Source organism: Streptococcus saliviloxodontae, assembly GCF_016908655.1.
In the GTDB taxonomy this organism is placed as follows: domain Bacteria; phylum Bacillota; class Bacilli; order Lactobacillales; family Streptococcaceae; genus Streptococcus; species Streptococcus saliviloxodontae.
On sequence record NZ_JAFBEI010000029.1, the window covers coordinates 1 to 15,126 of the forward strand.

The 15,126-nt window shown below is 40.1% G+C and carries 13 protein-coding genes and 1 pseudogene; 12 read left to right on the top strand and 2 right to left on the bottom strand.

Translation table 11 applies throughout. The features are described from left to right. Positions 1–212 precede the first annotated feature (212 nt). The 8 genes and pseudogenes from JOC31_RS07085 to rfbB all read left to right on the top strand — a co-directional run bounded on the left by JOC31_RS07085 (position 213) and on the right by rfbB (position 8,154). Positions 213–899, top strand: coding sequence for a tRNA (adenine(22)-N(1))-methyltransferase (locus tag JOC31_RS07085; RefSeq protein WP_205017464.1), 687 nt, complete (start codon positions 213–215; stop codon positions 897–899). Further along, positions 889–1,677 carry a Nif3-like dinuclear metal center hexameric protein gene (locus JOC31_RS07090; RefSeq protein WP_205017465.1) on the top strand — a complete coding sequence of 263 codons (789 nt, stop codon included), beginning with the start codon at positions 889–891 and terminating at the stop codon, positions 1,675–1,677. Before JOC31_RS07085 ends, JOC31_RS07090 begins: the two co-directional genes overlap by 11 nt. Positions 1,678–1,696: 19 nt before the next feature. Continuing rightward, positions 1,697–2,518: a ZIP family metal transporter gene (locus JOC31_RS07095; RefSeq protein WP_205017466.1), complete on the top strand. Its 822-nt coding sequence runs from the start codon at positions 1,697–1,699 to the stop codon at positions 2,516–2,518. 220 nt (positions 2,519–2,738) lie between these two features. After that, on the top strand, positions 2,739–3,839 hold the full coding sequence (locus JOC31_RS07100) for an NAD(P)/FAD-dependent oxidoreductase (RefSeq protein ID WP_205017467.1): 1,101 nt from the start codon (positions 2,739–2,741) through the stop codon (positions 3,837–3,839). Between the two features lie 228 nt (positions 3,840–4,067). After that, positions 4,068–5,372, top strand: a pseudogene (locus JOC31_RS07105) (prolyl oligopeptidase family serine peptidase); the annotation flags it as partial. 251 nt (positions 5,373–5,623) lie between these two features. Next, positions 5,624–6,493, top strand: a complete 870-nt coding sequence (gene rfbA, locus JOC31_RS07110) for a glucose-1-phosphate thymidylyltransferase RfbA (RefSeq protein WP_205017469.1) — start codon at positions 5,624–5,626, stop codon at positions 6,491–6,493. Next, positions 6,493–7,086 (top strand): dTDP-4-dehydrorhamnose 3,5-epimerase family protein, encoded by a 594-nt coding sequence (locus JOC31_RS07115; RefSeq protein ID WP_205017470.1) that lies wholly within the window; start codon positions 6,493–6,495, stop codon positions 7,084–7,086. The genes rfbA and JOC31_RS07115 overlap by 1 nt, the downstream gene beginning before the upstream one ends. Positions 7,087–7,107: 21 nt before the next feature. Continuing rightward, positions 7,108–8,154, top strand: a complete 1,047-nt coding sequence (gene rfbB, locus JOC31_RS07120) for a dTDP-glucose 4,6-dehydratase (RefSeq protein ID WP_205017471.1) — start codon at positions 7,108–7,110, stop codon at positions 8,152–8,154. Between the two features lie 167 nt (positions 8,155–8,321). On the opposite strand, the gene JOC31_RS07125 is transcribed toward rfbB, so the two are convergent. Further along, on the bottom strand, positions 8,322–8,513 hold the full coding sequence (locus JOC31_RS07125) for a hypothetical protein (protein ID WP_205017472.1): 192 nt from the start codon (positions 8,511–8,513) through the stop codon (positions 8,322–8,324). Positions 8,514–8,553: 40 nt separating this feature from the next. Continuing rightward, positions 8,554–9,582: a lactonase family protein gene (locus tag JOC31_RS07130; protein WP_205017473.1), complete on the bottom strand. Its 1,029-nt coding sequence runs from the start codon at positions 9,580–9,582 to the stop codon at positions 8,554–8,556. Positions 9,583–9,671: 89 nt separating this feature from the next. Here JOC31_RS07130 and JOC31_RS07135 point away from each other — a divergent pair, with 89 nt between their 5' ends. The 4 genes from JOC31_RS07135 (at position 9,672) to alsS (ending at position 15,042) form a co-directional block, all read left to right on the top strand. Beyond that, positions 9,672–10,154, top strand: coding sequence for an NUDIX hydrolase (locus tag JOC31_RS07135; RefSeq protein ID WP_205017474.1), 483 nt, complete (start codon positions 9,672–9,674; stop codon positions 10,152–10,154). A gap of 356 nt (positions 10,155–10,510) precedes the next feature. Then, on the top strand, positions 10,511–11,686 hold the full coding sequence (locus JOC31_RS07140; RefSeq protein ID WP_205017475.1) for an AI-2E family transporter: 1,176 nt from the start codon (positions 10,511–10,513) through the stop codon (positions 11,684–11,686). Further along, positions 11,676–12,911 carry a hypothetical protein gene (locus JOC31_RS07145; RefSeq protein WP_205017494.1) on the top strand — a complete coding sequence of 412 codons (1,236 nt, stop codon included), beginning with the start codon at positions 11,676–11,678 and terminating at the stop codon, positions 12,909–12,911. The genes JOC31_RS07140 and JOC31_RS07145 overlap by 11 nt, the downstream gene beginning before the upstream one ends. 454 nt (positions 12,912–13,365) lie before the next feature. Next, positions 13,366–15,042: an acetolactate synthase AlsS gene (alsS, locus tag JOC31_RS07150; protein WP_205017476.1), complete on the top strand. Its 1,677-nt coding sequence runs from the start codon at positions 13,366–13,368 to the stop codon at positions 15,040–15,042. Positions 15,043–15,126 lie beyond the last annotated feature (84 nt).

The following is a 15,126-nucleotide window of genomic DNA, read 5'->3' on the forward strand; positions in this document are numbered from 1 at the left end:
TTATCCTTTGACAAATATCTAAGCCGACTACTTTAGGTCAAAAAAGGTTCTGTCGTTCAGAAAATGAAATGGAGTATCTCATGCGTTTGTCGTGCTTTTTTGGTGACTGATTTTAAGTCGCCTTTAGGATATGCTATAATAAAACTAATCATGTATTGATATAAAAGTGATTACTACAGATGAAAGTGAAAAAAGATTAGAAAGAATAATTTATGGAAACATTATTATCACAGCGTTTGCGCTTAGTCGCCTCTTTTGTACCTCAAGGTGCTAAGTTATTGGATGTTGGTTCAGATCATGCCTATCTCCCTATCGCTTTATTGAAAGACCAACATATCAGCGCAGCGATTGCTGGTGAAGTGGTGAAGGGACCATTTGAATCAGCTCTAAAAAATGTGTCAGAATCGGGATTTGATCATCTTATCGACGTTCGTTTGGCAAATGGGTTGGCAGCTTTTGAACCAGCTGATCAGGTGACGGCTATCACTATTTGTGGCATGGGAGGACGATTGATTGCTGACATTTTAGAGGCAGGAAAAGAAAAATTAGCCTCTGTTGAGCGTTTGATTTTACAACCCAACAATCGTGAAGATGATTTAAGGCATTGGTTGGTTGCTAATGGTTTTAAACTAGTCGCTGAAGCCATCATGACAGAAAATGGCAAGATTTATGAAGTTCTTGTGGCTGAGTCAGGACAGATGACTCTTACTGCTGATCAAGAACGATTTGGTCCCTATCTTTTAGAGGAAACTTCAGCTATTTTTCGCTTAAAATGGGAAAGAGAGTGGAACAAGCTTGACATTGCTTTGGCACAGGTGCCTTTGTCAAATGAGGAGAGTCGCTCTGCCTTGTTACAAAAAATGGCAAAAATTAAGGAGGTTTTAGGTCATGAAAGTTAGACAAATCATTGAACGTTACGAGTCTTTTTGTCCACAAGAGCTCTCTATGGAGGGAGATATTTCAGGATTGCAACTCGGTCATTTGGATCAGGACGTCAGTCGTGTCATGATTACTTTGGATGTTCGAGAAGCAACCGTTGCTGAAGCTATAGACAAGCAAATTGATCTTATCATTGTTAAGCATGCCCCGATTTTCCGTCCTTTGAAAAATCTAGTCTCTACTCCTCAAAACGATATTCTCCTAAACTTAGTTAAACATGGAATTGCTGTTTATGTTAGCCATACTAATATTGACGTTGTTGAAGGAGGTTTAAATGATTGGTTCTGTGATTTGTTAGGAATCAACGAGGTGACTTACCTATCACAAACACATGAAGGACATGGTATTGGACGTATTGGTCGTATCCAAAAACAGTCTTTTGAACGTTTAGCGCTCACGGTTAAGGATGTCTTTGGGTTAGATGCCGTGCGTTTGGTACGCTACAATCAGGATAATCCTATCGTTGATCGTGTTGCAATCTGTGGTGGCTCTGGACAAGGTTTTTACCAAGATGCGATTGCAAAGGGGGCTCAGGTGCTGATAACTGGTGATATTTATTACCATACAGGACAAGATATGCTAACCAATGGCTTGCTAGCTATTGATCCAGGACACTACATTGAAGAGTTGTTTTCAAAAAAATTATATGATCTCTTTGAGATTTGGAAGACCGAGGACGAATGGGATGTGAGCTTTTTTGTCAGTCAGTCTTCAACCAATCCTTTTTCGCATCTTTAATACAGAAAGGTAACGATTCATGTCTTGGATGTTAGCACAAAATCCTGTCTGGCTCGCTTTTTTAGCAGGTTTATTTACTTGGGCTTGTACAATTGTAGGGGCTGCTGTGGTTGTTTTTTTCAAAAGAGTCAATCGTAAACTCCTAGATACCATGATGGGATTTGCAGCAGGAGTGATGATTGCAGCATCATTTTGGTCTCTGCTAGCTCCAGCTATTAAATACGCTGAGTCAGATTATGGTAGTTTAGCTTGGCTTCCTGTCGCTATTGGTTTTCTCATTGGTGGCTTTAGTTTGCGTTTGATAGACGCTCTAGTGCCTCATTTACATTTAGGGAAGAAGGAGTCCGAAGCTGAAGGACTGCACCCTAAACAATTATCTAAACCCATGCTCCTTTTTTTAGCCATAACGATTCATAATTTTCCTGAAGGTTTGGCGGTCGGAGTCACATTTGGAGCTTTGTCGGGCTTAGGTCACACGAGTCATGCAGCCCTAGTTGCAGCCATCGGTTTAGCTCTAGGCATCGGTCTGCAGAATATTCCAGAAGGTGCAGCACTTTCAATTCCTATACGAGCCGAAGGAAAATCACGTTGGGCATCTTTTCTTTGGGGAGCGATGTCAGCTATTGTTGAGCCTATTGGAGCTGTGTTGGGAGCTGCTCTAGTGATGTGGGTTTTAGCTATTATCCCTTATGCTTTGGCATTTGCTGCGGGAGCGATGATTTTTGTTGTTGTCGAAGAATTAATTCCAGAATCGCAGACCAACGGTAACACAGACCTTGCGACCCTAGGTTTAATGGTTGGATTTGTCATGATGATGGTTTTAGATGTTGCTTTGGGTTAAATCGAAGTTAGAGGAGAGCTGGGTAAAATCGCTAAGACAAGGTCTTTGCATGACTTCCCTTGCTCTCCTCTTTGTCATTTGTATCACTCTTTTTTGTAGAGAGAAGGTATGGATGTTTGTAGTCTATAAGTGTCATTGTTAGCAGCGAGCGGTTTTTGTGCCTTGTAAGGATAAGGCGTCGCTAGATAAAATGAACGGATATATTAAGAAAGGAATCAAGATGAAAAAAGTAGCTATTATTGGAGCAGGTATTGTAGGGGCAACAGCCGCTTATTACCTCTCAAAAGATAAGACTGTTTCTGTAACTGTTTTTGATGAAGGAAAGGGACAAGCAACCAAGGCTGCTGCTGGTATTATAAGTCCCTGGTTTTCAAAAAGACGCCACAAGGCTTGGTATCGTATGGCTCGACTTGGAGCAGACTTTTACCCTAAGTTAGTCAAGGACTTGGCAGAGGATGGCTTTTCCAGTTCTTTTTACAAACAGTCAGGCATCTATTTATTAAAAAAACGCGAAAGTCGATTGGAAGACTTATTTCAACTGGTGAAAGATAGACGTCAAGAATCTCCACTAATCGGAGAGGTTGCTTATGTCAATTTGACAGAAGCTCAAAAGTATTTTCCAGATTTAAAAGGATTTAACAAGGCAATTTATGCAAGTGGTGCAGCGCGTGTTGATGGTTCTGAACTTACGAAGACTCTTCTTGCGGGAGCAGGTTGCTCACCAATCACTAAAAAAGTAAGCCTTGAAATAAAGGAAAATACCTATCTGGTTGATGGGGATAGGTATGACGCAGTAATCCTTGCGACAGGTGCTTGGTTACCTGAGATTTTGGATCCGCTTGGCTATGAGGTGGATGTGAGACCTCAAAAAGGGCAGTTGCTGGATTATTATTTTGAGAATTTAGAGACAGATTCGTACCCTGTTTTAATGCCAGAAGGTGAGCTAGACGTGATTCCATTTGGAGGGGGCAAGGTCTCAGTCGGTGCAAGTCATGAAAATGACATGGGCTATGACCTCAGCGTTGATGATTCTATCTTAGAAGCATTAGAAAATGAAGCTAAAGCCTACTATCCAAATCTCTCTATGGCTGTAGATAAGCGTTATCGCATTGGTACGAGAGCTTATACTAGCGATTTTGCACCATTTTATGGTCAAGTTCCAGGACTGGAGGGAGTTTTTGCGGTAAGTGGTCTAGGCTCATCTGGTTTAACAACAGGCCCCTTGATTGCCCATGAGATTGCCTGTCTTCTTACGAATGGTCCAGCAATATTGGATTATTCAGACTATCCGATTGAGCGTTATATTATTAAAAAAGAGTGACCTGAAATCAACGTTACCAAATCTTATTTAACAACCGAATACAATTTTAGAAGTGACTGTTATAGACGTGTTAAATAAACGTTGTAATTGTATTAGATAAGTGTTACAATTGTTTTATTAGAATAAAGTAACACAAACTTTAGAATTGAGAGGTTTTTAAAAATGCGTCGGTTTGTTATCCTAATGCTATCCTTTGTCACCTTACTTTTTGTCAGTGGCTCCGCTCTGGCAGAAGTAACGACACCTGTTAATGTCGAAAAGACGTCTATCGTAGTAGATAGTTACGAGTTTGGTCCAGCAGTCTCCAAGGTCATCTTGAAGTTTGATCACAAAGTAACGCCTGCCGTTGTCCATCAAGCAACTCAGGTAACGACAGCAGGTGTGGCACGTCAAGTGACCAATTCCTATGTTTCTGATGATACAGGACATGTTATTTATTTTGATAGTAGTCAGTATGTGACCTTAGAATTAAATGTTAACTACAATGCGAGTGATTCTTCTCAGAATGCTTCTCCATTGATATTTGATTTGTCAACTTGGCGAAATACATGGGTTAATTCTTATCAGGTTGATATGACAGACTTGTCAGTAGTGGCGGATGGAGATACAAGTTCTCAGGTGGTCAGTTCGAGCCAAGATGCGATGTCTAACCGACAATTACCTGTGACCGATATTTTTTCTGAGCAAGGGAACCTATCAGGTATGAATTATGCTGCTTTCTCATCAAACAAGACCAGTCAAAAACGCCCCTTGATTGTTTGGCTTCACGGTATTGGAGAAGTAGGAACTGATATCACAATTCCTTTGACTTCAAACAAAGTAGAAGCCTTAACAAGCGACCAAATCCAAAATCATTTTACAGATCGCTCAGGAAATATCACAGGAAGTAATGTTCTTGTTGTTCAAAGTCCAACAGCATGGTCAGATACAGCGGGATTGAAGGCAGTTATTGATAACTATGTTGCTCAGCACAGTGAAGTAGATCCTAGTCGTATCTACTTGACAGGAGCTTCTAATGGTGGCGGTATGGTTCTGAACATGGGGATCACTTACCCTAACTATTTTGCAGCTTTAGTGCCAATTTCAGCACCATATAGTTACCAGTCCTCTCCGATTAACGGTGAAGAGAATTATACCTTGGATGAAGCGACTAAAAATGCTTTGACGAATGAACCGATGTGGTTGGTTCATAGTAGAGCGGATTCTACTGTGTTAGTAGATAGCAGTGTGCTGCCTTTTTATAAAGCCCTCTTACAAAGCGGTGCTACCAATAAATGGTTATCCTACTATGAATCAGTGGTTGGGACAGAAATGCCTGGAACAACTTATGACGGCCATTGGTCATGGGTTTATTTCTTCAACGACCAAGTACGAGGTGTTCAAAACACTGAGAATGCCAAAACTTGGCAAGGTCTGTATGGCATGGTTGCAACAAACAGCACCCAAGGTGGTGACGCTCAGGCTACCGTTAATGGTCAGAGCTATCAAAGTGTATTTGATTGGTTGAATGCTCAAAATTTAGGGAATAAATAAGTTTATTCACCATCACTAAATGTTACTTGTGAGATCAATTGTTTGAGAGAAAAACCTCTTTGGCAGTTGGTCTTTTTTTAATAAAAACACAAGTAAATAATTTGTATAAAAGAGAAAATGAGATTGAGATAAGATAATTCAAATAAAGGTCAAATAGAGGGAATGCCACTGCTGACAGGCTTTTTCCTAGTGACAAGGTTTTCAAAAAATGGTAAAATACTAATGATTAAATTTATAGAGGAGACCCTACTATGAAAGGTATTATTCTAGCAGGTGGATCAGGTACACGTTTGTATCCATTAACACGTGCAGCATCAAAACAGTTGATGCCAATTTATGATAAACCAATGATTTATTATCCCCTATCAACCTTGATGTTGGCAGGTATTAAAGACATTTTGATCATCTCTACACCACAGGACCTTCCTCGTTTTGAGGACCTTCTAGGTGATGGCTCTGAATTTGGTATTTCATTGTCATATGCGGAGCAGCCAAGTCCAGACGGATTGGCTCAAGCCTTTATCATTGGTGAGGAATTTATCGGTGATGATAGTGTTGCTCTTATTTTGGGAGATAACATCTATCATGGAGCAGGTCTTTCAGCAATGCTACAACGTGCTGAAGGAAAAGAAAAAGGAGCAACGGTTTTCGGTTATCAAGTTAAAGACCCAGAACGTTTTGGTGTTGTTGAGTTTGACGAAGACATGAACGCTATCTCTATCGAAGAAAAACCAGAACAGCCAAAATCAAATTATGCTGTAACAGGTCTTTATTTCTACGACAACGACGTGGTTGAGATTGCTAAAAACATCAAGCCATCACCTCGTGGTGAGCTTGAAATCACTGATGTCAACAAAGCTTATCTTGAGCGTGGTGACTTGTCTGTCGAGCTGATGGGACGTGGCTTTGCATGGCTTGATACAGGGACGCATGAAAGCCTTCTTGAGGCTGCTCAGTATATTGAGACCGTGCAACGTTTGCAAAACGTACAAGTGGCTAACCTTGAGGAAATTGCTTACCGCATGGGTTACATCACTCGCGAACAAGTGCTTGAATTGGCACAACCTCTTAAGAAAAATGAATACGGACAATATTTGCTCCGTTTGATTGGAGAAGCTTAATGACTGAAAACTTTTTTGGTAAAGAATTGGCAGCTCGTCCGATTGATGCCATCCCAGGCATGATTGAATTTGATATCCCAGTTCATGGAGACAACCGTGGTTGGTTTAAAGAGAACTTCCAAAAAGAAAAAATGGTGCCACTTGGTTTCCCAGAAAGTTTCTTTGCGGAAGGAAAATTGCAAAACAATGTGTCTTTCTCACGTAAGAATGTCCTTCGTGGACTTCATGCTGAACCTTGGGACAAATACATTTCAGTAGCAGATGAAGGTAAGGTGCTTGGTTCTTGGGTTGACCTTCGTGAAGGTGCCACTTTTGGTAACGTTTATCAAACGGTTATTGATGCGTCAAAAGGTATCTTTGTCCCTCGTGGGGTTGCCAATGGTTTCCAAGTTTTATCTGATAAGGTTTCATACAGCTACTTGGTAAACGATTACTGGGCACTTGAGCTCAAACCTAAGTATGCCTTTGTTAACTATGCTGATCCAACACTTGGTATCAAATGGGAGAACTTAGAAGAAGCAGAAGTTTCTGAAGCAGATAAAAACCATCCTCTTCTCAAAGATGTCAAACCTTTGAATAAAGAAGATTTGTAAGAAAAACTTTTCGGAGAAAACATGACAGAATTTAAAAACATTATCGTAACTGGTGGCGCTGGTTTCATCGGTTCAAACTTTGTACATTACGTTTACAACAACCATCCAGATGTTCACGTGACTGTTCTTGACAAACTGACTTACGCTGGAAATAAAGCTAACATTGAAGCTATTCTTGGCGACCGTGTTGAGTTGGTTGTTGGAGATATCGCTGACGCTGAATTGGTTGACAAATTGGCTGCTAAAGCGGACGCTATTGTTCACTATGCGGCAGAGAGCCACAATGACAACTCACTTAACGATCCAAGCCCGTTTGTTCACACAAACTTTATCGGGACTTACACTCTCTTGGAAGCAGCTCGTAAATACGATATCCGTTTCCACCATGTGTCAACTGACGAAGTTTACGGTGATCTTCCCCTTCGTGAAGATCTTCCAGGACACGGTGAGGGGCCAGGTGAAAAATTCACGGCTGAAACAAAATACAACCCATCATCACCTTACTCATCAACTAAGGCGGCTTCTGACCTTATCGTTAAGGCTTGGGTACGTTCATTTGGCGTAAAAGCAACGATTTCAAACTGTTCAAACAACTACGGACCTTACCAACACATTGAGAAATTTATTCCACGCCAAATCACAAACATTTTGGCTGGTATCAAACCAAAACTTTACGGTGAAGGTAAAAATGTCCGTGATTGGATTCACACTAACGACCACTCAACAGGCGTTTGGGCTATCTTGACGAAAGGTCTCATCGGTGAAACTTACCTTATCGGTGCTGACGGTGAGAAAAATAACAAGGAAGTTCTTGAGCTTATCCTTGAGAAAATGGGTCAACCCAAAGATGCCTATGACCACGTGACTGACCGTGCAGGTCATGACCTTCGTTACGCTATTGATTCTACAAAATTACGTGAAGAACTTGGTTGGGAACCAAAGTTTACCAACTTTGCTGAAGGTTTAGAAGAAACCATCAACTGGTACACTGAAAACCAAGACTGGTGGAAAGCAGAAAAAGAAGCTGTCGAAGCTAATTACGCTAAAACTCAGGAAGTTATTAAATAAAGCAAATAAACCCTTGATATATCAAGGGTTTATTTGCTTGTAAAAGGGGAGAGGTGTGGCTATATTAAGGTTTACCGATTGACTAGATAGAACGTAACAAACTGAGTTTGCTTTAGGGAGAGTAGTTTAAAAGGCTGGAATTTTATCATTCCTGCCCTTGTAGCTATTTATTTACCAAAAAGTCCTTTGATTTTGTTAAGTGCGCCATCCAGACCACCAGCTCCGTCAATGAGTGCTTTTGCTTGGTCAAAATACTCACCTAATTGGTCTTTGTTTTCGTTGATGAAATCTTGTGCTGCTGAGAAATCTTTTTTCTCAATCAATTCTTTAACTTGGTTAAATAGTTCTTGTGGATTCATGATTTACCTCTCTTGATGTGATACCTTATTAAAACATAGGTTAAGAAAAATCCAAAGTATTTTGCTCGAAGTCGACGAAGACAGATTCGGGAACAATGTGATCCTGCGATACTAGGGTGAGGTGACCAGTGTTTGTATCTCTCTTGAAGATGCTAATATTGTCCGAGTCTTGGTGACTGACAACGAGATATTTGTCGTCAGGGCTGATGCAAAAGTCTCTAGGAGTGTATCCGTGGCTTGGATAGATACCGACCAATTCGATACTCCCCTCAAGTTCAATTTTGAAGCAAGTGATAGAATTATGCCCTCGATTGGAAACATAGAGAAATTGTTGATTTTGGCTTATCTTTAAGGCTGAGGCTGCGTTATGCTCTGTGAAGCTATCAGGTATAGTTGAGATAGTTTTATCGTATTCTAGATAACCAACACCATTATAGATGAGGACATCAACACTTGAATCCAGTTCGCAGACGAGATAGGCTAGTTTGTGACTTGGGTGAAAGAGGAGATGACGAGGCCCAGAGCCAGGTCTAGCCTGATAGTGTGTATTGAGTGATAATTGACCTTTACTGTCAATAAAGTAGGATAATATCCTATCACTACCCAGATCACAGACAAAAAGATAGCGATCTGGGGATAAAAGGACGCAGTGAGGGTGAGATTTATCTTGATTAGGGTGTGGTCCGTTACCAGACAGATTCTCTGTCCAAGCTAGGCTAAGATGACCTTCTTGATTGACATGATAAACTTTAATTTGGCTCGTGTGGTAATTGGCTGTATAGATAAGCTGTCGTTGACTATCATAGGTGATATGACAGGGAGCAGGGCCTGTTTCGAGCTGCTGGCAAAGGAGTTCCCCGTTCAAATTGTAAGAACTAATCCCACCCATATTCTCACGGTTGGAGATGGAGAAGATAAAGTTCTCAGACCAAGTCAGATAGGTTGGTGACCCTTCTTTGATGAAGAGTTTTGTATTCTCAATAGCGCCACTGTCTGATGAGAAGATGGCCTTATAAATCCCTTGGGAGATACGGCGAGTATAAGTTCCAAAATAAAGTGGTTGTTTCATGAAAAGCTCTCTTGTTTTTTGATAAGTTTTATAAAATTATAGCATAATTTTTGTTATAATAAGAGCAATAAAGAGAAAGTAGGAGACCTATGACCAAACTGGCTACTATTTGTTACATTGATAATGGCAAGGAGTTGCTCTTGATGTTACGAAATAAGAAACCAAATGATGTCCATGAAGGAAAGTGGATCTCAGTTGGAGGAAAATTGGAGCCGGGAGAGACACCAGATGAGTGTGCCCGACGTGAAATTTTTGAAGAGACTCGTTTGACAGTTAAAGAGATGGATTTTAAAGGGATGATTACATTTCCGGAATTTACACCAGGTCATGATTGGTACACTTACGTTTTTAAGGTGACTGCTTTTGAAGGTGAGTTGATTTCCGATGAGGAGTCTCGTGAAGGGACCTTAGAGTGGGTGCCTTATGAGCAAGTTCTTCAAAAACCAACTTGGGAAGGTGACTATGAAATCTTCAAATGGATTTTAGAGGATGTTCCCTTTTTTTCAGCCAAATTTACTTATGATGACAAGCAACAATTGGTTGACAAAACTGTTCAATTTTACGAGCCTTAATTCTTTGACCCAGAATTATCAATGAGGCTGAAGTTGCAAAATACCTTGAATACCTAAACGTAGGACTGCAAAAGCTGATTTATCGATGTTTAAACTGTCCGAAAGAATGTTTAAGGTTGGAAATTTTAGATTGACTAAGGCTAACAGCGCTTCTATCAACAACGAGGTCTTCATCATTAATAGATAAACCCAAAAAGCTCAGACTTATCTCAGCTTTTTTGTTTGCTTTTTAGAGATGTTTTTCTTTTGAGGTATTAGCTATCGCTCAAGTGATTGATAGGCTGTTAGTTCAAACTGACTTTTGAGATTAAAACATGCTATAATAGTAGGAAATTACCCTATCAAAAGGAGACGGTATGAAGCAATCAGAAGACAAAAAATGGACGGAATCATGGTTTTATCGCTGGTTTTTAAATAATCAGGCAGTTGTGATTTTACTGATTACCTTATTGGTATTTTTGGTGATTTTTTTATTTTCAAAAATATCATCGATTTTTACACCGATCATTCAGTTTGCAGCAGTATTAATGTTGCCTTTGGTCATTTCTACGATATTATATTATCTCATAAACCCCTTAGTTTCTTTTGTCGAGAGAAAGTTCCATATGGGAAGAGTGGGTTCTATAGCGACTGTTTTTACCTTTATTGTATTGCTGATTGTTTGGGGGTTATCGGGTTTTTTACCGATGATTCAACATCAGGTCGTGTCGTTTTTGGAGAACTTGCCTGGTTACGTGACAAGTTTAGATAAGCAATCTAAACAGTTGTTGACCAGTCCTTGGCTTGATGCTTATCAGACGCAATTGGAATCTCTCCTAACTACAATTTCGTCAAAAGCAGTTGACTACGCTCAAGGTTTTTCAAAAAATATGATCAATTGGGCAGGAGAATTCGCAGGGACTATTACTCGAATTGCTGTTGCTATTATTATTTCACCTTTCATCCTGTTTTATTTTTTAAGAGACAGTGGCAAGATGAAGGGGGGGGTATTGAAGGTAATCCCAACGAAAATGAGGGTCCCAACAGCACGTGTCTTAGGGGACATCAATCAACAGTTGGAAGGCTATGTCCAAGGTCAAGTGTTGGTGGCTATTGTTGTGGGGATTATGTTCTCTGTCATGTTTTCGATTGTCAAATTACGTTACGGTATTGCTCTGGGAATTACCGCAGGTTTTTTGAACATGATTCCGTATTTGGGAAGTTTTTTAGCCATGATACCGGTCGTTATTATGGCTTTAGTAGAAGGACCTTTGATGTTAGTCAAAGTTTTGGTTATTTTTGTGATTGAGCAGACGATAGAGGGACGTTTTGTAACGCCTTTGGTTTTAGGGAGCAAACTCAGTATCCATCCTATAACTATTATGTTTATCCTGCTTGTGGCAGGAACGATGTTTGGTGTTTGGGGAGTCTTTTTGGGAATCCCTGCCTACGCTACGATTAAGGTATTGGTGAAAGAGATCTTTACTTGGTACCAATCAGTGAGTGGCTTATATGAAGAAGATGAAAGTGAGGACAGTAATCGTGTTGAATAGTGAAAAAATGGTAGCATCAATTGCTCAGCAAGATTTAGCGCATGCAGATAAGTATTTTGAAAAAGCCTTGCGTGAAGACGATAGCGAGGTTTTGCTTGAATTAGCTGAATACCTGGAATCTATTGGTTTTTTGCCCCAAGCAAAACGCATCTATGAGCAAATCAAAGAGGATTATCCAGAAAGTTATATCAATCTTGCTCAAATTGCAGCAGAGGATGGTGATATTGAAGGAGCCTTTTTATATTTAGATAGCGTTTCACAAGACTCAGAAGACTACTTGTCAGCTCTTTTGGTTATGGCTGATCTCTATCAAATGGAAGGCTTGGCTGATGTTGCGCGTGAGAAGATGCTACTTGCAAGCCAACTATCAGATGATCCCTTGGTAATCTTTGGCTTAGCTGAGATGGATATGGAAGTAGAGGATTATAAGGCAGCTATAGACCATTATGCTGTATTGGATAATCGTGAGATGTTGAGTTTGACGGGTATCTCCACTTATCAGAGGATTGGACGTGCTTATGCCAGTCTAGGAAAGTTTGAAGCAGCTATAGAGTTTCTTGAGAAGGCAGTTGAGATTGAGTATGATGACGCAACAGTATTTGAATTAGCGGGGCTCTTATATGATCAAGAAGAGTACCAAAAAGCTAACTTGTACTTCAAACAACTTGATACGATGAATCCTGACTTTCCAGGCTATGAGTATCATTATGCCTTGTCCTTGCATGAGGAACATAAAATTGAAGAGGCCTTACGTTTGGTGCAGCAAGGTTTAACTAAGAATGAATTTGATGTCCAGCTGTTATTAGCCGCTTCACAATTTTCGTATGAATTGCACGATCGTCAATCCGCGGAGTCCTACCTGCTATCTGCGCAGAAAGTTGCAGTTGATGATGAAGATATTCTAATGCGTTTGTCAACCCTTTATTTGGAAGAGGAGCGTTATCAGGATGTCATCAAGTTGGACCGTGAGGATATTGAAACCCTGATTACCAAGTGGAATATCGCTAAGGCTTATCGAGAAGTGGATGATGAGGAAAAGGCATTTACTTCTTATCAGGCACTTGAAAAAGAGCTTAAGGATAATCCAGAATTTCTACAAGAATATGTTTATCTCCTTAGAGAGTTTGCTGAGTTTGAAAAAGCCAAACAAATGGCTGAGGTTTACCTAACCTTGGTACCAGATGATATCAATATGATGGAGTTTATCAATGAAATCAACCTTTAAAGATAAATTGGCTAGTAATCTGATTTCAGTGATTATCATTTTTCTCCTATTAACTTTTTTTGACGCCTCAGGAGACAAGGTGAGAAATATCCTCTTGGTGATTGTAGGATTTAGTATTCTCAGTTTCTACGATTACTGGCGAATCAAAAGTCAAGAAAAGGAGTGACTAAGGTCCAGATAGGTTGAAAACTGACAAGACAGTTCATAAAAGAGGTGGAGCATTTTGCTTCGCCTTTTAAGTTAATAGCTGCTTTTATCTGGTAAATACTCCAAGATGATGAGAATTTAAATCAGTATTTATGAGATGTTTCAAAATGAAAAAATTCACAAATAAATTTTCACAAACTTAGTGAAAAGATATGATATAATTGACCTAGAATTTGTGAAAAGCAAATGCATAGAAAGGGAAAAAGTTTGTTATTTAGTTACAATAACAAACTTTTATGGCAATAAAATGACAGATAAAACAGAAAACTATGGTGCCGACCTAGTCGTCGACAGTTTGATCAATCACAATGTCAAGTATGTTTTTGGAATTCCTGGTGCGAAGATCGACCGCGTTTTTGACACCTTGGAGGACAAAGGGCCAGAACTGATTGTTGCTCGTCATGAACAAAATGCAGCTTTTATGGCACAAGGTGTTGGTCGTATTACAGGTGAACCTGGAGTTGTGTTGGTAACCAGCGGACCTGGTGTTTCAAATTTAGCAACTGGATTGGTCACTGCAACTGATGAGGGAGACCCTGTTCTTGCAATTGGAGGACAAGTTAAGCGAGCTGATTTGCTTAAACGTGCTCACCAGTCTATGAATAACGTAGCGATGATGCAGCCAATTACAAAATATTCTGCAGAAATCCACGATGCAAATACCATCTCTGAAACAATCGCAAATGCTTACCGTTATTCAAAATCAGGTAAGCCAGGAGCAAGTTTTATCTCAATTCCTCAAGATGTGGTTGATAGCAGTGTTTCTGTGACAGCGATTAAACCTTTGACAGATCCTAAGCTTGGTTCAGCTTCTGTTGATGATATCAACTACCTTGCTCAAGCTATTCGTAATGCAGAGCTACCTGTCTTACTTCTTGGAAACGGAGCTTCTACAGAAGGTGTGACAACAGCTATTCGTCGTCTTCTAGAAGCTGTTAAGTTGCCGGTTGTTGAGACTTTCCAAGGAGCTGGTATTGTGTCTCGTGATTTGGAAGAAGATACCTTCTTTGGGCGCGTTGGTCTTTTCCGAAACCAGCCAGGTGATATGCTGTTGAAACGAGCTGACCTTGTTATTGCCATTGGTTATGACCCAATCGAATACGAAGCTCGTAACTGGAATGCTGAAGTTTCAGCACGTATTGTCGTTATTGATGTTGAGCCAGCAGAGATTGACACTTATTTCCAACCTGAGCGTGAATTGATTGGTAACATTGAAGAGACACTTGAACTCTTGTTACCTGCAATCAACGGTTACCAACTATCAAGTGCTTCTAAGGAGTACTTGAAAGGACTTCGTAATAATGTTGTTGAAGATGTTAAATTTGATCGTAACAGTAGAGAAGGTTTGGTTCACCCGCTTGATTTGATTGAAGTGCTTCAAGATAAGGTTACAGACGATATGACTGTTACAGTTGATGTCGGCAGTCACTATATTTGGATGGCGCGTTACTTTAAATCTTATGAGGCACGTCATTTGCTCTTCTCAAATGGTATGCAAACGTTAGGTGTTGCACTTCCTTGGGGGATTGCAGCAGCCTTGCTTCGTCCAAATGAAACCATTATTTCAATCTCAGGTGACGGCGGCTTCCTCTTTTCTGCACAAGAGTTGGAAACAGCAGTTCGCTTGAAATTACCGCTTGTACACATTATCTGGAATGATGGTAAGTACAACATGGTGGAATTCCAAGAAGAGATGAAATACGGTCGTTCATCAGGTGTTGACTTTGGACCTGTTGATTTTGTTAAATACGCAGAGAGCTTTGGCGCTAAAGGTTTCCGTGCAGATAGTAAGGAAGCTTTTGCAGAGACACTTCAATTAGCCTTGGCAGAATCTCAAAATGGTCCTGTCTTGATTGATGTACCGATTGACTATAAAGATAATGTGCTTCTTGGTGAAACAATCTTACCAGATGAATTTTACTAAGATATCTTTAGAAGATTGAATACATGGATTCAATCCTCTATAATATAAATAAGAGATAGGGGTGCGGAAAGGCTCTTTCTATCT